Origin of the sequence: Thermosynechococcus sp. (assembly GCF_046299655.1) — a bacterium.
Classification (GTDB): Bacteria; Cyanobacteriota; Cyanobacteriia; order Thermosynechococcales; family Thermosynechococcaceae; genus Thermosynechococcus.
The window spans coordinates 107,732-128,650 of record NZ_JBKBHZ010000005.1; the positions used below are offsets into that span (position 1 = coordinate 107,732).

The following is a 20,919-nucleotide window of genomic DNA, read 5'->3' on the forward strand; positions in this document are numbered from 1 at the left end:
ACTTAGGCAGGCACAGCAGCAGTAAGGGGGGCGATCGCGCTCAGGCGCAGTTTGGGATGATCCGCCATGGTCTGTTGTAGATTCCACTCGTTCTTAAAGAGCAGCACCGGCCGTCCCCAACTGTCTTTGACGGTGACAGCATTAAAGATGCGGCCGATGGCTTCAAGGGCTTCCCAACCATCCAGTACCCAGCGCGCAACCGTATAGGGGAGAGGGTCAAGACGAGTTTCTACACCGTATTCATGCAACAAGCGAAACTGCACCACTTCAAACTGCAATTGGCCGACTGCGGCGAGGATGGGTTCCCGTTTGGACTCATCGGTGGAGTACATGATTTGCACGGCACCCTCCTCGCGTAGCTCATTCACCCCCTTTTGGAAGGATTTGAACTTGGAGGGGTTGGGGTTGCGCAGATAGGCAAAAAGTTCCGGCGAGAAGCAGGGAATGCCCTCATACTCCAATTTCGGACCGACATAAAGGGTATCCCCAATGGCAAACATCCCCGGATTATTCAGCCCAATGACATCGCCAGCATAGGCAACCTCAAGGGATTCGCGACCTTGGGCAAAGAGTTTTTGGGGGCGAGAGAGGCGAATGGTTTTGCCAGTGCGGGCATGGCTCACGGTCATGTCCTTTTCAAACTTGCCGCTACAGACCCGCACAAAGGCAACGCGATCGCGATGTTTCGGATCCATATTGGCCTGCAACTTAAACACAAAGCCAGTGAAATGCTCCTGAGTTGGATCAATCGCCCCGCGATCGCTCTTGTAGGCCACAGGCGGCAGCGCATAGGTCAAAAAGTGCTCCAGAAATAGGCGCACGCCAAAGTTGGTCATGGCACTGCCAAAGAACACCGGGGTCATTTTCCCCTGATGCACGAGATCGAGGTCTAGCTGGGCACCCACCCCATCGAGCAGTTCCAATTCATCCTTGAGTTGGTTATATTCTAGGCGGTAAGGCTCAATATAGGAATCCAGAGCGGGATCCCCAAGGGAAATGACGGTTTCCGCCGCCGCACGGCTACCGTGGGTGGTGCGCTCAAAGAAGTGAAAATTCTGCCGCAGGCGATCATAGACGCCGCGAAAGCGATCGCCCATTCCCAGAGGCCAGTTCACAGGATAGGGAATCAGCCCCAGCTCCTGCTCGATTTCATCAATGAGTTCAAGGGGTTCCCGCCCTGGGCGATCCAGCTTGTTGATAAAGGTAAAAATCGGCAGACCCCGCAGTTGGCACACCTCAAAGAGCTTGCGGGTTTGGGGTTCTAGCCCCTTTGCTGCATCCACAAGCATTACGGCATTGTCAGCCGCTGCCAAGGTGCGGTAGGTATCTTCACTAAAGTCTTGGTGGCCAGGGGTGTCCAAAAGGTTAATCTGATAGCCTTGATACTCAAACTGCAAGACCGTGGAGGTAATTGAAATCCCCCGCTGTTGCTCCATGGCCATCCAGTCGGAGGTGGCTTGCCGCTGTGCTCGCCGGGCTTTGACGGCTCCCGCCTCGTGAATGGCTCCACCGTAGAGCAGTAACTTTTCCGTCAGCGTCGTTTTACCGGCATCCGGGTGGGAGATAATGGCAAAATTACGACGTCGCTTCACCTCTTGGGTGATTTCATAGTGCAAGTCACTGGTCATGGCAGAATCGGTAGCAGTTTTCCTAGTGTAACAGATAGACTTTAATGACAACTAATAATGATTATCGCTCACCCCTCATTCTGGTCACTGGGGGCGGGGGCTATGTTGGCAGCCATACCGTTTTGGCGCTGCAGCAAGCTGGCTTTCAGGTGCTGATTTTAGATAGCCTTGAGCGGGGCCACCGCGACTTGGTGGAGGCTGTTCTCAAAACAGAACTCATTGTGGGTGACATTGGCGATCGCCCCCTCTTAGATTGGATTTTTCAAACCTATCCTGTGACGGCAGTGATGCACTTTGCTGCCTACATTGAAGTGGGCGAGTCTGTACGGTATCCCGATCGCTTTTATCAAAATAATGTCCATGGCGCCCTGACCCTATTGCAGGCGATGGTGGCGGCCAAAATCCCCTATTTTGTCTTTTCCTCCACCGCCGCGGTCTATGGCTTGCCCCCAGAGGTACCAATTCAGGAAACTTGCCCTTGTGCCCCCATGAATCCCTATGGTCGCTCCAAGTGGATGGTAGAGCAAATGGTGGGTGATCTAGGCAGTGCTTATGGCCTTAAGTCGGTGATTTTCCGTTACTTTAATGCAGCGGGTGCGGATCCCCACTCTCGGTTGGGGGAAGATCACCATCCAGAAACCCACTTAATTCCCCTTGTGTTACAAGCGGCCATGGGACGACGCCCCCACGTTGTTATCTACGGCACAGACTACCCCACAGCCGATGGCACGTGCATCCGCGATTACATCCATGTCGTGGATTTAGCCCAAGCCCATGTGCTGGGATTAAAGTACCTCTTGAGCGGCGGCGACTCGGAAGTTTTTAACTTGGGGAATGGCCAAGGCTTCTCGGTGCGGCAAATTATTGAAACGGCTCAGAGGGTCACCCGTTGCTCGATTCCAGTCCTTGAGGGCGATCGCCGAGAGGGAGACCCCGCAGTTCTCATTGCCAATAGCGATCGCGCCCGCCGTGTCTTAGGCTGGCAGCCCCAGTATCCCGATATTGAGCAGATAATTCAGCACGCTTGGCTATGGCACCAACACCGCCATGGATCGGCAAGGGCTGAAGAGTAGGCAATATAAAGCTGTAGCCCCCTTGGACAAGTTACTATGGCCTGTAGCATTCTCCTGTCTTTTGTGGGTCATCAGGATCCCTACTCTGAGAAAACCAACCAAGAAGGTTCGATTGTTTCACTGGCAAAATTTCTAGTCCAGCAGCAGCGCATCAAAAGGGTTATATTGCTCTATACAGAAGATTTTCAACAACGGGCGATAGACACCAAGGACTGGCTTCACAGTGAGTTGCAAATCCCAGATGAGACCATCCACCTAGAAGCCGTCAGCCCTGATCTCTCCGCAGACCCCATTAATCCTGCCCTTGCCGTTCAAGAAGCAAAACGCGCCTTAGAACTCGCCAAGTATCAGCAAGACAGCACAGACTGGCTAGACCTAAATAGTTCTTCTGGCACCCCAGTGATGAAAGCAGCTTGGGGCATTCTCCAGGCCATTGAGACGCGACCCCGACTTCGCTTATGGCAAGTACGCAATCCTGAGGAAATTCGACCCGGTCAAGAGCGAGTGTTTGCTGTCGATTTGAATATCTTTCGCCAAGAGCTAGACCGTCAAGTCATTCAACAGCAATTAGACAGCTACAACTACCAAGGGGCTGAAATTTCCCTTTGCAATAGCTCCATTGAGGCACCCTTGGCATTGGCACTGATCCGCTATGGCAAATATCGTCTTGCCCGCAACTACGATCAAGCCTTTAATGCCATCAACCCCTACTGCACCGAAATTGATAAGCAGTGGTTTCAGGAAATTGCCCAACTGCGGCAGAATAATCGCTCTGCCCTCTTTCGGGACATTTACTTTCAAGTCGTTGGCCTATTTGGGGTGGGGCGCTACGCCGAAGCCCTGATCTTAGCCATGAGTTTGTACGAAAACCTATTGCAATACTTTGTGCAAGAAAAGGTAGGGCTTGACGTCACCACGGATGCAAGGGATCGAGACCAGAGCTTGAACCTACTGCAACACCACGATCAGGGTCGGCTTTGGCAATACCTCAGGAACTACCAGCGCAAAAATGGCGATCGCCTGTTCCTTGATAGCGTGACGCGGGATCTACTGCTGGCAGTTTTGCAGTATGCGCCCCAAACGTCAGCTCTTGCTGCGTGTTTTGAGCAAATTGAAGCTTACTATCAACAACGGAATGATGTCTTACATCAACTTGCTGGACTCGCCAATATTGAGAATTTACAGGAACAAGTGCTGAATGCTCTAGAAAAGGTCTTGAGCCAAGTATTGCCTCAAGAGAAACTACAATGCAATCCCTTCAAGCATCTGAATCACTTAATTGATTGTGAGCTAGAGAAGGCACTGAAGCGTTTGAATTAGGTGGATGGTGCGGTTCTTGTGCGATGATTGTGATCACTTAAAATCCCCCGCGATCGCCACTCAGATGATTTTCCAAGCTGCGTGGATTGGCTAATTTGTTATAAGGACGTGAAACTGCATTTGGTCGAGTATCCTAGGACGCGCCGAAGTTTTTCTCGCAGCATAGGTTAAGCCAATGATTTTTGGGTTAGGATACCATGGCTACGTGCCCGACAACAACAACAAAATGTAAACAATAATGACTCATTAATCATCCCCCAAAATGCCAAAAGGAAAAAGCCCACCCCGATAGGTAGGCTGGGCTGACCCATTCCATGAACTTTTGTTCTCTCTAACGGCGCAAGGGCTGCTGAGGAACTGATATGCCTAAGAGGGCAAGAAAGATCTAGAGGCTATTCAAAAAGCCAATCAGACCGTGACCCGTGATTACTTCCAAGGCCAATAGGGAGATAAACCCAATCATCGCCAAGCGACCATTAAAGAGTTCCGCGTAGGGAGTAAACCCAGCTTGTGGCTCACTCATCACGTACATTTTGGGTTCAATGGCAAAGTTATTCATTTTGCCTTGATCGTCAATAATGCTGCCACCTTTCATATCGGTACTCCGTTTGTTACAAAGCGTTTTACTTTCTTAATATAAGTTAACACTTCTAGTGGGGAATGGCAAGGACTAACGGATTTTTTTAAGATTTGCGGCTGCTTCAGCCACTCTCCCTAGGCCTGGGCGTGTTTTAGGACAGCAGTGTGCTAAAGATGGGGGTGGAAATTACCCACTTACCATGCGTCGCTTCTCTTTTCTCCGTCTCTCTCAAGCTCCTAAACATCAGGTAGGGGAGCATCGCTTTAGCATTACCAAGCTTCTCCTGCAACCACCACAATGGTTATCCCTTGCTTTGCGCCTGCGTGGCTCTGTCATTCCGGCGATTTTCTCAGAGGTGCTTTTTCGGCGGGCTTGGTCTGCTGGTCACCGTGGTCGATCTGTACCTCATTAATGTCCACTGGCCTGTGCTAGGCAGTCTTATCCCTTCGATTGTGCTGGGGTTGCTCTTGGTCTTTCGCACTAACACTGCCTATGAACGTTTTTGGAAAGGCCGCCAATGGGGCAGCATTGTCAACAATTTCCGTAGTTTAACGCGGTTGATGTGGACTGCTATTGATGAAAATGACCAAGAAGATCGTCAAGGCAAAATTGACGCTGTTCATTGAGCGGGGGCGCGCCACCAAGCAACACCTGCGGAGCGAGTCCTTTGCCGAATTAGAACTGCTGCTGAGGCCCCACCAGTACAAAGAATTGCAAACCGTACAAAACGTTCCCTTGTGCATTCCGCTTTGGATTGAGGACTATCTGCACCAACAACACCGTCGAGGGCACCTGTCCCTATATCAACCTCACCTACATGGACGAACTGTTGGTGCAACTAGTGGATGCGAAACAATTACCACCACCCTACTCCCAAGACCTTTCGCTAGTAGGACTATGAATGGAGGAAGGGAGCGGTGTTCTTTCGCAGTTTGAGCGGTTTTGTTACAGGAAATCGGGCGGGATAACCGAGGTGCAGAAAAAAGTTAGCCGCTCTCAGGTGTAAACCTTTCACCCTAGTGGGTTGAGGGGTTTGGGTTGCGATCGCCCCAGTTGCCAAGGATCAATACGGATTTGATCCAAACAACCCTACAACGCATTGGTCAACGGGTAAATCAACAGTTTCGCCGCTATGGCCTGCCCTTTCGCCCCTATGGTTTGCGCCATGCGTGGGCAGTGCGCACCATTCACTATGGGTTACCTGATACGGTTGCCGCACGAATGTGGGACACAGCGTGGCAATTCACACCCAAACCTATCACCGCTGGCTAACTCTGCGAGATCAACGGCAGGCAGTGGCTCGTGTCCTTAGTCAATCCGAATGCTCTTGAAGTCGCTGGGGGGAGGCGGTGGCGGGCTGGGGGGCTGATAGTCGCCATACTGTTTGAGCCAATCGCTGACGGGTTTTTGATCAAGGCTCAACCCCAACAAGCCAGAGACAAAGCCGCCCATAAAGGCAACGGGTTTTTGGCTGAACTCTTTGACAAGGGGCGCTAATTCGCTCAAGAACATAGGCAATCTGGCAATATCAGCACAGGTTTCCTCACTGATTGTAGCTTAGGGACAGAGGAACGCACCTATAATTTGGCACGAACCACAAATTCATAGTCGCCCCCCGGCTCCAGTTGATAGTCTTGGGTTTCCAGAAAGCGCCCCAAGGGTTCTTTGATCAGAGCACGCCCAAGAGCGGGGGAGATTTGCAGTTTTTTCGCCTTGAATTGCCAGCAGAATTCCCACTGGTAGTTGCTTGCACAGACGTGGCCACGAATGTAACCCTCTTGCCAACTTTGGGTCGTGATATGGACACGGGCGGTGGTCTGGGGGACAAGAGGACTAGCCACAGGTGCAGTCGGTCAACGCAATTGGGTGACGATTTGATTATTGATGAGTCGCTCTTGGGTCAGCAAGTCATCAACCGTGACCCGCAGTTGGCGATTGCTATCCACTTGAAAGAGAACCCGAATGCGATCGCTCCCCGGATAGCCAGGGGGATCCAGCTTGGCAAGGGTTTTGCCTTGGGGGGTGTCATTGAGGGGTTGCACGGTGCGTTCACCGGCACTGCGGGTAATTAGGCGATCGCCATCAAAAAAGATCTCCACACCCCCTTGCTCATCCCCCAGTTCGCCAATCACCAGTTCAATACTGGGTTGTCCCTCCGTCGAGGCGCCTAAAATTAACTCCACCGGTTCGCCCATGGGGTAGGGTTGTCCCCGCTGGATAATCGGCTGCCAGCCATGACGGTTGAGCTTCGCATCCCAAAAGCGAATGCCGTAGCTGTGGTAGAGAAAATCCTTGAGATCCAGCCCTTGGGTTACTGCCAAAGCACCCATGACCACCGCTGTAAAGGGCTGTTGGCCGTTGATCTTTGTGGCGTCAAAATACTCAGCCACCCATTTTTGCACCGCTGGAATTTGTGTGGTTCCCCCCACCAACAGCACCGCATCAATTGTGTCAGGGGTGATTCCTTGGCGGCGTGCCTGTTGTAGCACTTGGGTGAGGGCATCATCGAGGCGTTGAAAAAACTGCCGCTGGCGGAGAATCTCCTCCAGTTCGAGCCGTTCGAGACGCAGTTCAAAGGTGGTGAAGGTTTCGCTGTCAAAGTACACCTGTTGGGCGTAGGGCTGCTGTGAGAGTTGAATTTTTAAGCGCTCAGCAAGGCGCAGCAGCAGGCTATTGGCGGTCATCCCCCGCTTCACCCACTCATCCACAATCCAGTGGTCAATATCGGTGCCCCCTAAATTCAAGCCTGCTTTGGCAATCACCCGCGCTGTGCGAGGCCGTTGGTTGTGGCTCGAGGCCCGATCGCCCCACTTGAGAATAAATCCCAAGGGACGGCTTTGGCGTTGATCGGTCTTGAGTTCCACAAGGGAGAGATCGAGGGTGCCGCCGCCAAAATCAATCACCAAAATCAGCGGGCGATCGGCCACACCATAGCCCAAAGCCGCAGCCGTGGGTTCATCCAAGAGGCGAATCTGCTGAATGGCAAACCCCTCACACACCTGCAACAGCCAACTGCGATAGGTTTCAAAGCTATCTACCGGCACTGTGAAAATCAACCCCTGCTCGACATCGCCGCCGCTAGTGTGTTTTAGTTCTTTCAACAGCGCTTGCAAAAACCATGTGCCAATGGTTTCAAAGCTCAAAGAACAACCATCCAGCGCCGGTAAATAGCCCTGTACCGTAGCGCCAATACCGCGCTTGAACCGCGAGAAAAAGCGGCGATCGCCCGCCACATCAAACCCGCGATCGCGCACCTGCTGTCCTACCACCACAAGGGGGACACTGGCATCCGCCACATAGGCCAAGCTAGGAATGAGGGCAGGTACCTCCCCAAACCCCACCGACAGACCCGAAAGGGCTACTGCTTCCGCTGCTTGGGTGGCCTCATTCCAGCGCGCAATTAAGGTATTACTGGTTCCAAAATCAATTGCGTAGGTCACCGTTTGAACACACCAACAGCATTCTCTAATCCTTACCTTACCGAGATTTTCTCCCTCTGAGACCCTGAGAGTATGTCACAATAAGAAAGCGATCGCGAAAAGATTTAGGTGATTTTGGGAATGGCGAGCCAAACAGGTGTACTACTTCTCAATTTGGGGGGACCGGATCGCCCCGAGGATGTGCGCCCCTTTTTGTACAACCTGTTCTCGGATCCCGAAATTATTCGCTTGCCCTTCCGCTGGCTGCAAAAGCCCCTTGCTTGGTTTATCTCCACGAGTCGCGCCCGTCGCTCCCAAGCCAATTACGCCCAAATTGGTGGTGGTTCTCCCCTGCGGCGGATTACCGAACAACAAGCCCATGCCCTGAAGGATGCTCTAAACCGCATTGGTATTGAGGCCAATCTCTACATTGGCATGCGCTACTGGCATCCTTTTACGGAAGAGGCGATCGCCCAAATCAAAGCGGATCGCATTCGCGAGCTGGTAATTTTGCCCCTTTACCCCCAGTTTTCCATTAGCACCAGTGGCTCCAGTTTTCGCCTCCTAGAGAGCCTGTGGAATCAAGACCCTGAATTGCAAAAAATTCGCTATACGCTGATCCCCTCTTGGTACAACCACCCCGGCTATGTGGCGGCTATGGCGGACTTGATTCGCCAAGAATTAGACCAATGTCCCAACCCCGATGAGGCAGTGATTTTCTTTAGCGCCCACGGCGTTCCCAAAAGCTATGTCACCGAAGCGGGCGATCCCTACCAAGAAGAAATTGAGGCCTGCGTGCGGCTGATCATGGCCGCCCTGAATCGTCCCAATGCCCATGTGCTGGCCTACCAAAGTCGCGTAGGGCCTGTGGAGTGGTTGCAACCCTATACTGAAGATGTCATTCCCAAATTAGCCGCCCAAGGGGTGAAAACCCTTGTTGTAGTGCCCATTAGTTTCATTTCAGAGCACATTGAAACCCTCCAAGAAATTGACATCGAGTACCGCGAGCTGGCTGAGAAAGCGGGGATTGAAGTGTTTCGGCGCGTGCCTGCCCTCAACGACCACAGTGGCTTTATTAGTGCCCTTGCCCAACTGGTGAAGGACGCTCTTGCCGCACCACCGCGCACCTTTGCTGAAGTAAATAAGTCCCGCAAGCGGGTGAAGCTCTATCCTCAAGAACGCTGGGAATGGGGCATGACCTCCGCTGCTGAACGCTGGAATGGGCGCTTGGCAATGCTCGGTTTTTTAGCCTTGATCATTGAGTTGATTAGCGGCCAAGGCCCACTGCACATGTTGGGACTACTTTGAAAAAATTCCGAGAAAAATTGCGGCTCCCGGCCGACAGGAATCTTAAAGTTTTCGATAAAATAGGGAGTAATCTCACTGGCAAAGGGCTACACCTGTGTCCGAATCGCCCAAACTGGAATTTGACAAAGAAAAATTCCTCTTCCCCACCAGCCGCTACCATGGTGCATTTACGCCACAAAACTTGGCCTTTAATGCCAATTTGCAGGAATTTGCTCAGCGGGTGAGCTATATCTGTGGTCTGGAAACGAGCGGTAAGATTAGCTCCGAGGAGGCCTACCATCAAATTAAGGCGCTTTGGAAGCAACTGAAGAAATCACGAGACTTACTCTTTGCCAATGTTCCTCCTGAGGAGGATGCGGAGAGTTCAGATAGTGATGAGTTCTAATGGCTCGCTTGACCCCGACAACGCTACTGTTAAGCCTGAGTACCGCTCCCTTTTTGGCGGCTTTGTGCCTAGGACAAGGATTATGGCAGATGGGGTTATCCTTGAGTGCAAGTAGCACTGAGCTGTTACAGCGCGATCGCTTACCCTTGGTCGAACAGGATGAGACCTAAGTCCTAGGGATAAAAGGCCACTTGGGGTAAGCCCATCGTCTCTGGCCAGCCCATCATTAAATTCAAACACTGCACGGCTTGGGAGGCCTGTCCCTTCATCAGGTTATCAATGGCGGACATGACAATAATGCGTCCAGTGCGCTCATCTACCTCAATGCCAATAAAACAGGCATTAGTACCCCAAGCCCATTTAGTCTGTGGATAGAGACCGGGGGGCAGGATATTGACCCAAGGGGAATGGCGATAAAAAGCTTGATAAATCGTGATCAAATCCTCCCGCACCAGCCCCGGATCCCGTAGCGTGGCATAGACGGTGGCCAAAATCCCCCGCGGCATGGGCACAAGGTGGGGCGTAAACTGCACGAGAACACTTTGACCCGCCAAGTCACTACAGATGGCTTCAATTTCTGGAGTGTGACGGTGGCGCGCCACATTGTAAGCAGCAAGGGAGTTGTCGGCTTCCGCAAGGAGGAGATTGATTTTGCCCTGACGTCCGCCGCCGGAGGTACCAGACTTAGCATCAATAATCGCCGTGTTCGGTTCAATCAGACCCTGCTTCATCAGGGGTGCCAAGGCCAGCAAACTAGCGGTGGGATAACAGCCGGGACAGCCAATGAGGGAACTTTGGCGAATGCGATCGCGATAGAGTTCTGGTAACCCATAGACGGCTTTTTGAGCCGTAGCTGTATCTTCCCTAGGTTCACCGTACCACTGGGTGTAGGTCTTCAAGTCGCGAAAGCGATAGTCTGCCGAGAGATCCAACACCTTACAGCCGCCCTCAAGGAGTTGCGGCGCCAGTTTACAGGCAAGGCCATTGGGCAGCGAGAGAAACACCACTTCAGCGCGATCGCGAATCACCTCCACGGATACGGGTTCCACCGTGAGGTTCACCCGTCCTTGCAAATGGGGATATAGCTCCGTGTAGGGGCGACCGGCACTCCCCTCGCCACCAAGGTAGGTAATCTCCACTTGCGGATGCTCAAGGAGTAAACGCACCAGTTGGACGCCCCCATAGCCAGAGGCTCCCACAATCCCCACCGTCACGCGATCGCCCATAGTTCCTCGATGTTGCCGCTGTTGTTGGCCTAACCACTGCGATAGTGCCATTGAATCCCTTGTTTCGCCAAGGGGGCAAACCTTGCTGAAGAAGTTAAGAATTATTACAAATTTGCCCTACGTTTTCTCCGCTAATCCTTGAATGGCCTGCCCTAGAACAGGCTACAATAGCGACGAAGAACCTGTCGGGAATAATGAGTTGATGACATCGCCGATTGACTGGGATTATCTTGCCACCCTTTCGGGGGGCGATCGCGAGTTTGAATTGGAATTGCTGCAAACTTTTGTTGCGGATGCCCAAGAGCGCCTCCAGACATTGGCCAATGCTGTCAATCAAGGCAACATTGAGCAAATTAAGCGGGATGCCCACCATCTCAAGGGAGCCAGTGGTAATGTCGGCATTACGGCGATGCAAACTATTGCTGCTCAGCTAGAACAGTCCACCACGCCGGAAACTCTTGCCCAAGCGGCAACCCTTGTTGCAGATTTAAAGCGCTTATTTTCTGACGTTGTCAAGGAAATCTCAGCTTAAGTTTTTATGGCAATTTTGCCTCCCGATAGCCTTGAAATGGCCTTCAGCCAAGCCCAACAGGCCACCCAAGCGGCGCTGCAAGCGGGTAAAAATCGCTTGCAAATTGAGATCTTGCTGCCGGATCTCAATGTGATGGCCTTTGCCGCTGGCTACCTTCCCCTCTTTGCAGAACTCGGTTCTAATCTCAAGGTCTTTTTTGCCGATGCCGGCTCTGCCGCCCTTGCCCGTCGCGAATGGGGTGAAACCGCCTATGGTGTACGGGGCGTGAATGAATTACTGACACCGATAGAAGCGAGCGATCGCGCCATTGTCATCGTTGCCCCAACTCCTGTAGAAGTCAATGCCATTGAGCAGATGTGTGAAACGGCGGGCGATCGCCCCTTTATTCTCTTGAACCCAAGGCTGCAGGATGTGGCCGTCGTTGGCATTGGCTACGCCGGTCGGCGGTTACGGGAGCGTTTCTTGAACACCCTCGAACCCTGCTATTACCTGCGTCCCCTTGCAGAAACCATCATTCTCTGGCGTTGTTATCCGCAACCTTGGCAAATCTGGCAATACGGTGAAACAGCTCCCACCTGTCTTGCAGAATTTGAGCAACGCCCCAGTAGGGAAGACATTGAGCGTGCCCTGATCCCCCAAGGGAAACCCCATGGGCGGGGAGTGTTTAGTCGCTTAGGTGCCTTTTTGCGAGCACTTCAGAATTAGCCCATCCCTAAGGGGTGCTCGGTTCAGTGTGACTGTTACTGACTGGCGGGGGTGTCACTTCAGGCATTGCGTCTGTCGGTGGCGGTGAGGGGGTAGGTGGCAGTGGCGAGGGTTCAACGGTGGTGGGGGGGGCGACGGGAGGCTCTGCGCTCCTTGGGGGCTTTGGGGACTGGGGGGGGGTTGGAGACGGGGTCGGTGTTGGCTCTGGGGATGCCTCCTCAGGACTCGGGCTAGGGGTGGGCGTTTCTGTCGGCTCTGGGCTAGGCGTCGGTTCCGTAGGAGTGGGTTCCGGCTCTGGGGTCGGTGTCGGAGTGGGGGTGGGCGTCACCTCTACGGGTGGCACAACGGTGGGCAAGGTGGGTGGAAATTCCTGCTCCTGAGGACGCAGCGGAGGAGGGGTGACGGTGTCCACGGGTTGATTGCGTAGAAATAGCCCTAGGCCAACGCCCGCCAAGCTACCAAAGATGGCTGTTCCCAATAGCCATAGCCACGGCGAAAAACTGCGTTGTTTGGGGGGAGCGACGACGGCTGTCCCCTCCGCTTGGGTATTTGCCAAAATAGTAGATCGGTGTTGCGGCATCACCGCTACGGTGGCTGTGGTTTGACGCGCCACGGACTGCCCCATGAGCAGTTGCAGCCACGCCCGCACCGTTTGGGGACGTTCGCGGACATCCAAAGCCATCCCTGCTTCAATGGCATCAATGGTGCGCTGACTGAGATTGGGCTGGAATAGTCGTAAGTCCTCGAGAGGCACGCGATCGCGCAAAATCGAAGCCACAGGGGGGCGTCCCGCCAAGAGGGCATAGAGCGTTGCCGCCAGAGCATAGACATCCGTTGCTGGCGTCCATTGGTGGCGGGGTAAATACTGTTCCACTGGCGCATACCCTGCTGAGAGCAGTCCCGTATTTGTTTCCGTGACCCCAGCGGTGTATTCACGGGCAATGCCAAAGTCAATCAGCACCACCTGATCGGTGCCGTCCCGCAGCATGATATTGTCGGGCTTAACATCGCGGTGCAGCAGCCCGTGCTCATGGACTAATTCAAGGGCACTGGCCACTTGGCGAATATAGTGCAGCGCTGTTTTTTCTGGTAGGGGGCCTTGCTCCTGAATCACCTGCGCCAATGTTCGACCGGGGATATAGTCCATGACAATGAAGGGACGCCCCCCCTCAATAAAGCAATCACTGACACGCACAATGTGGGGATGATGAAACTGGGCAAGGCGCTGCGCTTCTTGGATAAACCGTTCCCCCAGATCATGAATGCGCTTAGGGGGTTCCTGCTGCAGGTTCAATGTTTTGAGCACTACTGGCTGATGGAGCAGCGTGTGGGTTGCGCGATAGGTGACACCAAAGCCCCCCTGACTTAAAAGGGCATCGAGGCGATACTTGCCCCCTTGGAGGGTTGTGCCCACACTAAGCAAACTGAGGGAGGACATAGACACCTTAGGGATGCAATGGGGCAGAGGGTGGGGAAGAGGAGAGGGGCGTTGCCCGTTGAGTGAGAATCACCAAGCGATAGCCCAAATAGGCAGGTAAGGTTGCCATCATCATCAAGAGTATCACGGACAACAAAGATTCCCATTCAAACCGAGACCCATAGTAGCTGCGGTAGGGATCGTAGTTGGCAGTGGGCTTGATTTTGTCCCGTAGTGCCATGGGGCGCTTAAAGCGCAATCGGCGATCGTCGAGCTTCTCAAATAAAATCCAACCCCCTTGGGCTTCCTCTTGGCAGACTTTGCGCAGGACATTGGGGTCATGAAATTGGTTGCGGCGCGATCGCAGGATTTTAAATTCCCAACCTCCCAGCTTGGGGGAAACTTGACGCTGTTCTTCTTTGGAAGGGTAGGTCGTCAACTGTTCCTCTTCTTCATCACGTTGTTGGCTAAGTTGCTCTTGCCAGCCCCACCACTGGTAGTAAAGCAGTGCTGACACACCGAGGCTACTGCTCATCAGGGATAATAACAGCACTTCAGCCATGGGGAATAGGGGCAAGCCTCTGTTGGGCGATCGTACCCAAAACGTTGATCCTCCTCAGGATAGATCACCCCCTTCCCCGCGGCGGACAAAGTGGCAAATGCCCCGCTCGGAGGCACTAATAAAGTCGCAAAACTCTTGAATCAAGGGATGGACAAACTGTTCCCGCAGGTGCTGCACGGCTTGGGAAGTGGTGAATTGGGAGCGGTAGAGAATATCTAAGGCCTTCTTCAAAAGCTGTCGCTCTTGAGCCGAAAAGCCCGCTCGCCGTAAACCCACGACATTTAAGCCCATGATCGTATTGGTACTCAGACTACGGGTCATACAAAAGGGGGGCACATCTTTTTGAATGGCAGTGCCGCCGGCGAGCATGGCCAAGCGACCAATACGGGTAAATTGATGCACAAGGCAGTTACCGCTGATAAAGGCGCGATCGCCCACATGGGCATACCCAGCAATCAAGGTGTTATTGGCGATCGTCACATGGTTTCCTACATAAACATTGTGCCCTAAATGACTGTGGGCCATCAGCAGACAATCATGCCCGACATGGGTGACGGTTTCTGGTTGGGTTCCCCGATGAATTGTCACGCCCTCGCGCAACGTACAGCGATCGCCAATGTGAACATAACTAATCCCCCCTTGATAAGCCACATCTTGGGGCAGATCGCCAATCACCGCCCCACTATGCACTTTGCAATTTTCGCCAAGGCGGGTATATCCCAACAGGGTGACATGGGGAGCCAACTGCGTACCGCGACCAATCTCCACCGTGGCTGCCACATAGCAAAAAGGACCAATCTCCACTTCTTCCCCAATGCGGGCACCCGCCTCAATCACTGCTGTGGGATGAACCGCCATGACATTCCTGCACGCTGGGCTAAACCTTCTTAACATAAAAGAGATTAAGCGATTTTGATCCCCAATGACGAACGACCTGCGGCAATATCTCCAGCTTTTAGAACAGCGGCAACAACTGCGCCGCATCACTGTACCTGTTGATCCGGATCTGGAGATGGCGGAAATCTGTAACCGCCTGTTGGCTGCCGGCGGACCAGCGTTGCTCTTTGAAAATGTCATTGGCTCCCCCTATCCCGTGGCCATTAACCTCTTGGGCACCGTCGAGCGGGTGTGTTGGGCCATGAACATGAACCATCCCTTAGAATTGGAGGCTCTCGGTGAAAAGTTAGCCAAGCTGCAGCAACCCAAGCCGCCCAAAACCCTGAGTCAAGCCCTTGATTTTGGCAAAATTCTTTTTGATGTCATCCGTGCCAAGCCGAGTCGGGAGCTATTGCCCCCCTGTCAGCAGATGGTGATCAAGGCTCCCGATTTGGATTTACGGCAACTGCCCCTGATTCGCGCCTACCCAAAGGACGCGGGCAAAATTATTACCCTGGGTTTGGTCATTACCAAAGACTGTGAGACGGGCATTCCCAACGTGGGGGTTTACCGCTTGCAACTGCAATCCCCAACCACGATGACCGTGCATTGGCTCTCAGTGCGGGGCGGCGCCCGCCATCTCCGTAAAGCGGCTGCCCATGGCAAAAAGTTAGAAGTGGCGGTGGCCATCGGCGTGCATCCCCTGATCATCATGGCGGCAGCAACACCGATTCCCGTGGATTTATCCGAATGGCTCTTTGCTGGGCTTTATGGTGGGGGCGGCATCCACTTGGCGAAGTGCAAAACCGTTGATCTGGAGGTGCCCGCACAGTCGGAATTTGTCCTAGAAGGCACGATTACCCCCGGTGAAGTCTTGCCCGATGGCCCCTGCGGGGATCACATGGGCTACTACGGTGGTGTGGAAGATTCGCCAGTGATTCATTTCCACTGTCTCACCCATCGCCGCAATCCCATCTATCTCACAACCTTTAGTGGTCGCCCCCCCAAGGAAGAGGCCATGATTGCCCTTGCCCTTAACCGCATTTACACCCCGATTTTGCGGCAGCAGGTACCGGAGATTGTGGACTTCTTTTTGCCCATGGAAGCCCTCAGTTATAAGGCAGCAATTATTTCCATTGACAAAGCCTATCCCGGCCAAGCCCGCCGCGCTGCCCTTGCCTTTTGGAGTGCCCTGCCCCAATTTACCTACACCAAGTTTGTGATTGTGGTGGACAAAGAGATCAATATCCGCGATCCGCGTCAGGTGGTGTGGGCGATTAGCTCCAAAGTGGATCCCAGCCGCGATGTGTTTATTTTGGGAGATACCCCCTTTGACTCCCTTGATTTTGCCAGTGAAAAAATCGGCCTTGGGGGACGCATGGGCATTGATGCCACCACGAAAATTCCCCCAGAAACAGACCATCCTTGGGGCGATCCGCTGACTTCTGATCCTGAGGTGGCACGGCGAGTCACAGAACGCTGGCAGGAATATGGCCTTGGCGATATTGACTTAACAGCCGTAGATGCGACGCGGTTTGGCTATGAGCTAGACCCAGCCTTTCGTTGGCGATAATCGGAAAAAGTTTGAATTCACCCTTGAACTAGCGTGGAAAATGTTGAAAGACTTTCTTTTCTGCGAGGGGCTGGATGTGAACACCCCCAGAGAAGCGATTCGCAAGGCCTTTGAGACGGGCTATGTCACCGAGGAAGACACGGAGACACTGCTAGATGCCTTGGCAAAGCGCAATCTATTGAGCCATCCCGACGAAGAGCAAACGGCAAAGGAGGCGGAACGACTGATTAAAGACAGGTTTACGCCTGTGTTGCGGGCACTGTACAACTGCTTGCAGGAAAAATATCAGCAATGATGGACGGACTCACGCCAGAAAAACGCAAAGCCATCATTGACACGCTAACGGCCAATCCCAAGGTAGAACGAATCGTCCTCTTTGGCTCACGGGCGATCGGTGCCTTCAGAACAACGTCAGATATTGATATTGCCCTCTTTGGCGAGAACCTCACCCTTAGTGATCAAGCTGCCCTTGCTGAGGCGATCGCCGAACTGCCCATTGCCCAACGGGTGGTTCTCCTCGTTTATCACAGCATTGAGAATGCAGTCCTGCGGGAGCAAATCAACCAGCATGGAGTGGAATGGTTTGCCCGCGACAAGTTGATCAGTGTTTAGGGGACTGGCCGCGATAGGCTAAAAGATAGGCGAACAATCTGCCGCTATTGTCTGGATACTTGGGATGGGTCGCACCTACCGCACTATTGGCATTAACCTCAAGGCCATGCCCTTAGGGGAAAGCGATCGCCTGCTCAGTGTCTTTAGTCGCGATCGCGGGCTGTTGAAATTAGTGGCACCCCATAGCCGTAGCTTCCGCTCAAAACTGGGCGGGCGGGTAGATTTGTTCGTCGTCAATGACCTCTTTATTAGCCCTGGGCGCAATCTAGATCGCATTCTCCAAGCAGAAACAGTAGCCACATACCAAGGCCTCAATAGCCACCTGACCACCCTAACGGCTGCCCAATATCTCGGCGAAGTCGTACTCTACCAAGTCCAGCCGCAGCAACCCCACCCCACTCTCTTTGATTGGCTCTGTGCCACGTTGGATCAGCTTCAGGGGGTTTCCAGTCGCGCTGCCCTAGCCCTATTGGTGCGCGGCCTCTGTGGCATTCTGCGTTTGGGGGGGATTGCCCCGCAATGGTACCAATGCCATGACAGTAGTTGTAAGATTACTGTCCCTGCGGCGGATACCGACTGGCGAGTGGGCTTTAGTTTTGCCAGCGGCGGTGTTTTTACGATCAAGGCACAGCACACAGTGGGGAATGATTCTCTTGCAGGTATCTCCGGCGATCGCCAACTAACAGCCAGTGAAGTTCGTTTGGGACAATGGCTGGCGATGCCCACAACGCAATCCCTAGCACGGGATGAATTCCTCACCCAAGCCGAGGCCTATCCCCTCAGTGTTTGGCTTTCCCTTGAGCGGGTCTTACGCCAGTACCTGCAATTTCATCTTGAGCAAACGTTGCGGGTGCCCCCCCTCCTTGATAGCTGTTTTTCACCTGTTGCGGTGTCCCAGCCATGACCATTGAGCAGCAAGACATTCGCTTGGATCTCCCCCTACCGCCTGTGCCTCCCCTCTGGCAAAACCGCAATTTTATTGCTCTTTGGTTGGCGCAGGTTTGCTCGCAGTTGGCTGACAAAATTTACCTTGTGTTTGTCATTGCCCTCACTACGGAGTTTTTCCAAGCGGCAAACCAGAGCATTAGTGGTTGGGTGTCAGCAATCATGGTCGCCTTTACGATTCCGGCCATTCTCCTCGGATCGGTGGCGGGGGTGCTGGTGGATCGCTGGTCAAAAAAACAGGTGCTGATTGTAACCAATCTCTACCGCGCCCTCCTTGTCTTAGGGATTCCAATCACGATTCTCCTTGGCGCCGGCCAATGGGTTGGGTTTATGGCACTGCTGCTCATTACTTTTGCCATCTCCTGCTTAACCCAGTTTTTTGCCCCCGCCGAACAGGCAGCCATTCCGCTGCTGGTGGATAAGTCCCATCTGATGTCCGCCAACTCCCTCTATACCCTAACCATGATGGCGGCGCTCGTGGTGGGGTTTGCTGCGGGTGAGCCGCTATTGAATCTCGCGAGCCACTGGCACTCCCAGTGGGGTGGAGCTGTCTTTATCAGTGCCTGCTATGGGGGGGCAGCTCTTCTATTGATGCTGCTGCGGCCAGCGGATCAGTGCCATCTGACTCCAAGCCGCTACCGCCAAGTGTGGCAAGAACTGCGCCAAGGACTGCAACTTTTGCAGGAATATACGGCCTTGCGGTTTGCCCTGCTGCAACTTATCCTGCTCTTTGCCATTGTGGCAGCCATGTCGGTGTTGGTGGTGCGCCTTGCAGAAGTTTTACCCCGCCTCGATACGGATCAATTTGGGTTTCTTTTGGCAGCTGCCGCGGGTGGCCTCGGCCTAGGAGCACTGCTGTTGAATACGCTGGGCAAGCGCTTTTCCTATGGCTGGTCGGGTTTAGTTGGCTGTTGGGGCATGGGGGGCATGTTCCTTGGCCTGTCCCTGAGTCTCGATTCTTTCGCTTGGAGCATGGGTTACATCATTGGTTTGGGCTTCTTTGCCGCCTTTGTAGCGATTCCCATGCAAACCTTAATTCAACTGATGACCCCAGCCGAACAGCGGGGGACGATTTTTGGGCTGCAAAATAACCTTGTGAATATTGCCCTCAGTGTACCCTTGGCAGTGGCGGGGTTAGCGGAGACGTGGTGGGGGCTGCAACCTGTACTCATCGGCTTGGGGGGGGCGATCGCCCTTGGCGGGACGCTGATGACCCTCAGCCATCGCAACGGCATGGTGACTGGCAACCTGCCCTAAAAGTTCCATAAAAAATCTTAAATGCTTTCATCTTGACGTTTTTTGCGCTACGCTGTAGAGTCAATTGACGCTTTTGCTGGCGTAACTTACCATGTCACCTGCTTTCCCCTCATCCTCTACAACCTCCTCTAGCGCGGTGATCGCCCTCAAGGAAATGGTCTCGCGGTTACAGCGGGAAAACAGTAAGATTCAGGAGCTATTGGCCTCCCTGAGCTTTGCACTGCGCAGTTTCAACAACCTGAATCAATTTTTTGAACTGATTCCGTTGATTACCTGTCGAGTGACAGAGGCGGAGGCAGCGGCTCTCGTCTTATTTCGCGCCGATGGTCAGGCTCGTCTTGAACAACTCCATTGTCACGCCAGCGATCAGTGTCCCAATATTCGTGCCGCCCTCGAAACGGCCACCCGCACCCTTGCCAATAGCGTCGGTATGGCGGCAATTGATGCGGCCAGCGATCGCGAGATCAGCCGTCCTCGGCTGGAGCAACTTTTGGATCAGCAACTGCGAGAACGTCTCCCCCAAGGCATTCAGTTCTATGGCACTGCTATTCTCGTCAAGGATTCAGGCCTCACGGAGCGGGGGCGGCTCTACGTTTTTAGTCAGCAACCCGAGTACGAGTGGAATGAAACCCGGCAGCAACTGTTACAGGTGATTGCGGATCAAACGGCAGTGGCCATTGCCAATGATGAACTGGCCTTAAAGTTGCGCGATCGCCAGCGCTTGGATCGGGAACTGGAAATTGGTGCCGAAATTCAACGCCGACTCTTGCCCCACCGCTGTCCCAAAATCCACGGCCTAGAGCTAGCCGCCGAGTGTCGCACCGCCAGTTGGGTTGGGGGGGACTACTATGACTTTATTCCCATTACCTATGGCCTCGGCGATCAACAAGACATTGAGCAGGGGCGTTGGGGCATTGCCATTGGCGATGTCATGGGGAAGGGGGTTCCCGCCGGCTTAATCATGACCATGACGCGGGGGATGCTCCGCGCTGAAGCCCTCAATGGTCACCGTCCCAGCCGCATTTTGCAGCACCTCAACCGGGCGATGCAGCCAGACTTAGAAAGCTCCCACCGCTTTGTTACCCTCTTTTACTCTGAGTACAATCCCCAAACCCGGCTCCTCGCCTACAGTAATGCGGCTCACCTTCCGCCGCTGCTATGGCGAGCTGAAACGGGGATTATCCATCGGCTGGACACCTACGGGATGCTCATTGGTCTCGATACCCGCAGCCAATATCAAGAGGCGGAAGTCCGCCTCCAACCAGGGGACACCGTCATTTACTACACCGATGGAATTACAGAAGCGGATAATCCCAAGGGCAAACGCTTTGAGGAAGAAGGCTTAGCAGCAGTGGTCAAGGAAGGGTGTGCCAAAGGCTTAGGAGCACAGGCCCTCTTAAATTACATCTTCGATGCCGTTGAGGCCTTCACGGCTGCCCATGGGCGGCGCAGTGACGATATGACCTTGGTGATTCTACGGGTTTTGGAGGAAACTTGAGCC

22 protein-coding genes and 2 pseudogenes are annotated in these 20,919 nt (G+C 53.5%); 15 read left to right on the plus strand and 9 right to left on the minus strand.

The window, feature by feature from the left end; translation table 11 throughout:
• Nucleotides 1-2 precede the first annotated feature (2 nt).
• Nucleotides 3-1,628, minus strand: coding sequence for a peptide chain release factor 3 (prfC, locus tag ACK4HN_RS05205; RefSeq protein WP_409869776.1), 1,626 nt, complete (start codon nucleotides 1,626-1,628; stop codon nucleotides 3-5).
• Between the two features lie 44 nt (nucleotides 1,629-1,672).
• Between prfC and galE the strand changes: the two genes are divergently transcribed.
• Complete coding sequence (gene galE, locus ACK4HN_RS05210; protein WP_409877320.1) at nucleotides 1,673-2,701, plus strand: UDP-glucose 4-epimerase GalE; 1,029 nt, start codon at nucleotides 1,673-1,675, stop codon at nucleotides 2,699-2,701.
• A gap of 36 nt (nucleotides 2,702-2,737) precedes the next feature.
• Nucleotides 2,738-4,021: a hypothetical protein gene (locus ACK4HN_RS05215; RefSeq protein ID WP_409877321.1), complete on the plus strand. Its 1,284-nt coding sequence runs from the start codon at nucleotides 2,738-2,740 to the stop codon at nucleotides 4,019-4,021.
• A gap of 385 nt (nucleotides 4,022-4,406) precedes the next feature.
• On the opposite strand, the gene ACK4HN_RS05220 is transcribed toward ACK4HN_RS05215, so the two are convergent.
• Nucleotides 4,407-4,616: a chlorophyll a/b-binding protein gene (locus ACK4HN_RS05220; protein ID WP_126987406.1), complete on the minus strand. Its 210-nt coding sequence runs from the start codon at nucleotides 4,614-4,616 to the stop codon at nucleotides 4,407-4,409.
• A gap of 374 nt (nucleotides 4,617-4,990) precedes the next feature.
• Here ACK4HN_RS05220 and ACK4HN_RS05225 point away from each other — a divergent pair, with 374 nt between their 5' ends.
• Nucleotides 4,991-5,227, plus strand: coding sequence for a bestrophin family ion channel (locus ACK4HN_RS05225; protein ID WP_409868653.1), 237 nt, complete (start codon nucleotides 4,991-4,993; stop codon nucleotides 5,225-5,227).
• Nucleotides 5,228-5,621: 394 nt separating this feature from the next.
• Nucleotides 5,622-5,932: pseudogene (locus ACK4HN_RS05230) on the plus strand (tyrosine-type recombinase/integrase); the annotation flags it as partial.
• On the opposite strand, the gene ACK4HN_RS05235 reads toward ACK4HN_RS05230, so the two are convergent.
• From ACK4HN_RS05235 to ACK4HN_RS05245, 3 genes are all read right to left on the minus strand, one after another.
• Nucleotides 5,910-6,113, minus strand: coding sequence for a hypothetical protein (locus ACK4HN_RS05235; RefSeq protein WP_181494434.1), 204 nt, complete (start codon nucleotides 6,111-6,113; stop codon nucleotides 5,910-5,912). The pseudogene ACK4HN_RS05230 and the gene ACK4HN_RS05235 sit on opposite strands and share 23 nt — an antisense overlap.
• Before the next feature lie 65 nt (nucleotides 6,114-6,178).
• Nucleotides 6,179-6,442, minus strand: coding sequence for a DUF3146 family protein (locus ACK4HN_RS05240; protein ID WP_409868651.1), 264 nt, complete (start codon nucleotides 6,440-6,442; stop codon nucleotides 6,179-6,181).
• Nucleotides 6,443-6,454: 12 nt separating this feature from the next.
• On the minus strand, nucleotides 6,455-8,041 hold the full coding sequence (locus tag ACK4HN_RS05245; protein WP_409868650.1) for an Hsp70 family protein: 1,587 nt from the start codon (nucleotides 8,039-8,041) through the stop codon (nucleotides 6,455-6,457).
• Between the two features lie 120 nt (nucleotides 8,042-8,161).
• Between ACK4HN_RS05245 and hemH the strand changes: the two genes are divergently transcribed.
• From hemH to ACK4HN_RS05260, 3 genes are all read left to right on the plus strand, one after another.
• Entirely contained in the window at nucleotides 8,162-9,328 is a 1,167-nt protein-coding gene (gene hemH / locus ACK4HN_RS05250; protein ID WP_409868649.1) for a ferrochelatase, read from the plus strand.
• Between the two features lie 94 nt (nucleotides 9,329-9,422).
• On the plus strand, nucleotides 9,423-9,713 hold the full coding sequence (locus tag ACK4HN_RS05255) for a hypothetical protein (RefSeq protein WP_409868648.1): 291 nt from the start codon (nucleotides 9,423-9,425) through the stop codon (nucleotides 9,711-9,713).
• Complete coding sequence (locus ACK4HN_RS05260) at nucleotides 9,713-9,883, plus strand: hypothetical protein (RefSeq protein ID WP_409868647.1); 171 nt, start codon at nucleotides 9,713-9,715, stop codon at nucleotides 9,881-9,883. The genes ACK4HN_RS05255 and ACK4HN_RS05260 overlap by 1 nt, the downstream gene beginning before the upstream one ends.
• A gap of 3 nt (nucleotides 9,884-9,886) precedes the next feature.
• Here ACK4HN_RS05260 and argC read toward each other — a convergent pair whose 3' ends face one another.
• Nucleotides 9,887-10,939: an N-acetyl-gamma-glutamyl-phosphate reductase gene (gene argC, locus ACK4HN_RS05265; RefSeq protein ID WP_409851110.1), complete on the minus strand. Its 1,053-nt coding sequence runs from the start codon at nucleotides 10,937-10,939 to the stop codon at nucleotides 9,887-9,889.
• A 202-nt stretch (nucleotides 10,940-11,141) separates the two neighbouring features.
• Here argC and ACK4HN_RS05270 point away from each other — a divergent pair, with 202 nt between their 5' ends.
• Nucleotides 11,142-11,471 (plus strand): Hpt domain-containing protein, encoded by a 330-nt coding sequence (locus ACK4HN_RS05270; RefSeq protein WP_409868646.1) that lies wholly within the window; start codon nucleotides 11,142-11,144, stop codon nucleotides 11,469-11,471.
• A 6-nt stretch (nucleotides 11,472-11,477) separates the two neighbouring features.
• Nucleotides 11,478-12,176 carry a DUF1995 family protein gene (locus ACK4HN_RS05275; RefSeq protein ID WP_409868645.1) on the plus strand — a complete coding sequence of 233 codons (699 nt, stop codon included), beginning with the start codon at nucleotides 11,478-11,480 and terminating at the stop codon, nucleotides 12,174-12,176.
• Between the two features lie 7 nt (nucleotides 12,177-12,183).
• Here the strand turns inward: ACK4HN_RS05275 and ACK4HN_RS05280 are convergent, their stop codons facing one another.
• From ACK4HN_RS05280 to lpxA, 3 genes are read right to left on the minus strand one after another with little or no spacing between them, the layout of a single operon-like run.
• Nucleotides 12,184-13,614, minus strand: a complete 1,431-nt coding sequence (locus ACK4HN_RS05280; protein WP_409868644.1) for a serine/threonine-protein kinase — start codon at nucleotides 13,612-13,614, stop codon at nucleotides 12,184-12,186.
• Between the two features lie 7 nt (nucleotides 13,615-13,621).
• Nucleotides 13,622-14,155 carry a hypothetical protein gene (locus ACK4HN_RS05285; RefSeq protein WP_409868643.1) on the minus strand — a complete coding sequence of 178 codons (534 nt, stop codon included), beginning with the start codon at nucleotides 14,153-14,155 and terminating at the stop codon, nucleotides 13,622-13,624.
• A gap of 54 nt (nucleotides 14,156-14,209) precedes the next feature.
• Nucleotides 14,210-15,013, minus strand: coding sequence for an acyl-ACP--UDP-N-acetylglucosamine O-acyltransferase (gene lpxA, locus ACK4HN_RS05290; RefSeq protein ID WP_409868642.1), 804 nt, complete (start codon nucleotides 15,011-15,013; stop codon nucleotides 14,210-14,212).
• Between the two features lie 64 nt (nucleotides 15,014-15,077).
• Between lpxA and ACK4HN_RS05295 the strand changes: the two genes are divergently transcribed.
• The 6 genes and pseudogenes from ACK4HN_RS05295 to ACK4HN_RS05320 all read left to right on the plus strand — a co-directional run bounded on the left by ACK4HN_RS05295 (nucleotide 15,078) and on the right by ACK4HN_RS05320 (nucleotide 20,916).
• Nucleotides 15,078-16,604 carry a UbiD family decarboxylase gene (locus tag ACK4HN_RS05295; RefSeq protein ID WP_409868641.1) on the plus strand — a complete coding sequence of 509 codons (1,527 nt, stop codon included), beginning with the start codon at nucleotides 15,078-15,080 and terminating at the stop codon, nucleotides 16,602-16,604.
• A 16-nt stretch (nucleotides 16,605-16,620) separates the two neighbouring features.
• A pseudogene (locus tag ACK4HN_RS05300) lies at nucleotides 16,621-16,899 on the plus strand (nucleotidyltransferase substrate binding protein); the annotation flags it as partial.
• Nucleotides 16,896-17,216: a nucleotidyltransferase family protein gene (locus ACK4HN_RS05305; protein ID WP_409877322.1), complete on the plus strand. Its 321-nt coding sequence runs from the start codon at nucleotides 16,896-16,898 to the stop codon at nucleotides 17,214-17,216. The pseudogene ACK4HN_RS05300 and the gene ACK4HN_RS05305, both read left to right, overlap by 4 nt.
• Before the next feature lie 64 nt (nucleotides 17,217-17,280).
• Complete coding sequence (gene recO, locus ACK4HN_RS05310) at nucleotides 17,281-18,120, plus strand: DNA repair protein RecO (RefSeq protein WP_409877323.1); 840 nt, start codon at nucleotides 17,281-17,283, stop codon at nucleotides 18,118-18,120.
• The gene (locus tag ACK4HN_RS05315; RefSeq protein ID WP_409868638.1) at nucleotides 18,117-19,418 is read left to right on the plus strand and encodes an MFS transporter; all 1,302 of its coding nucleotides are present in this window, start codon (nucleotides 18,117-18,119) and stop codon (nucleotides 19,416-19,418) included. Before recO ends, ACK4HN_RS05315 begins: the two co-directional genes overlap by 4 nt.
• Before the next feature lie 91 nt (nucleotides 19,419-19,509).
• Nucleotides 19,510-20,916, plus strand: coding sequence for a PP2C family protein-serine/threonine phosphatase (locus ACK4HN_RS05320; RefSeq protein ID WP_409868637.1), 1,407 nt, complete (start codon nucleotides 19,510-19,512; stop codon nucleotides 20,914-20,916).
• The last annotated feature ends 3 nt before the right edge of the window (nucleotides 20,917-20,919 follow it).

What these genes read in the sequence shown, in the direction of transcription:
- recO (WP_409877323.1), top strand. Translation starts at nt 17,281, where the DNA reads ATGGGTCGCACCTACCGCACTATTGGCATTAACCTCAAGGCCATGCCC.
- ACK4HN_RS05285 (WP_409868643.1), bottom strand. Translation starts at nt 14,155, where the DNA reads ATGGCTGAAGTGCTGTTATTATCCCTGATGAGCAGTAGCCTCGGTGTG.
- ACK4HN_RS05315 (WP_409868638.1), top strand. Translation starts at nt 18,117, where the DNA reads ATGACCATTGAGCAGCAAGACATTCGCTTGGATCTCCCCCTACCGCCT.
- galE (WP_409877320.1), top strand. Translation starts at nt 1,673, where the DNA reads ATGACAACTAATAATGATTATCGCTCACCCCTCATTCTGGTCACTGGG.
- ACK4HN_RS05260 (WP_409868647.1), top strand. Translation starts at nt 9,713, where the DNA reads ATGGCTCGCTTGACCCCGACAACGCTACTGTTAAGCCTGAGTACCGCT.
- ACK4HN_RS05215 (WP_409877321.1), top strand. Translation starts at nt 2,738, where the DNA reads ATGGCCTGTAGCATTCTCCTGTCTTTTGTGGGTCATCAGGATCCCTAC.
- ACK4HN_RS05220 (WP_126987406.1), bottom strand. Translation starts at nt 4,616, where the DNA reads ATGAAAGGTGGCAGCATTATTGACGATCAAGGCAAAATGAATAACTTT.
- prfC (WP_409869776.1), bottom strand. Translation starts at nt 1,628, where the DNA reads ATGACCAGTGACTTGCACTATGAAATCACCCAAGAGGTGAAGCGACGT.
- argC (WP_409851110.1), bottom strand. Translation starts at nt 10,939, where the DNA reads ATGGGCGATCGCGTGACGGTGGGGATTGTGGGAGCCTCTGGCTATGGG.
- ACK4HN_RS05305 (WP_409877322.1), top strand. Translation starts at nt 16,896, where the DNA reads ATGATGGACGGACTCACGCCAGAAAAACGCAAAGCCATCATTGACACG.
- ACK4HN_RS05280 (WP_409868644.1), bottom strand. Translation starts at nt 13,614, where the DNA reads ATGTCCTCCCTCAGTTTGCTTAGTGTGGGCACAACCCTCCAAGGGGGC.
- lpxA (WP_409868642.1), bottom strand. Translation starts at nt 15,013, where the DNA reads ATGGCGGTTCATCCCACAGCAGTGATTGAGGCGGGTGCCCGCATTGGG.
- ACK4HN_RS05235 (WP_181494434.1), bottom strand. Translation starts at nt 6,113, where the DNA reads ATGTTCTTGAGCGAATTAGCGCCCCTTGTCAAAGAGTTCAGCCAAAAA.
- ACK4HN_RS05275 (WP_409868645.1), top strand. Translation starts at nt 11,478, where the DNA reads ATGGCAATTTTGCCTCCCGATAGCCTTGAAATGGCCTTCAGCCAAGCC.
- ACK4HN_RS05270 (WP_409868646.1), top strand. Translation starts at nt 11,142, where the DNA reads ATGACATCGCCGATTGACTGGGATTATCTTGCCACCCTTTCGGGGGGC.
- ACK4HN_RS05320 (WP_409868637.1), top strand. Translation starts at nt 19,510, where the DNA reads ATGTCACCTGCTTTCCCCTCATCCTCTACAACCTCCTCTAGCGCGGTG.
- hemH (WP_409868649.1), top strand. Translation starts at nt 8,162, where the DNA reads ATGGCGAGCCAAACAGGTGTACTACTTCTCAATTTGGGGGGACCGGAT.
- ACK4HN_RS05295 (WP_409868641.1), top strand. Translation starts at nt 15,078, where the DNA reads ATGACGAACGACCTGCGGCAATATCTCCAGCTTTTAGAACAGCGGCAA.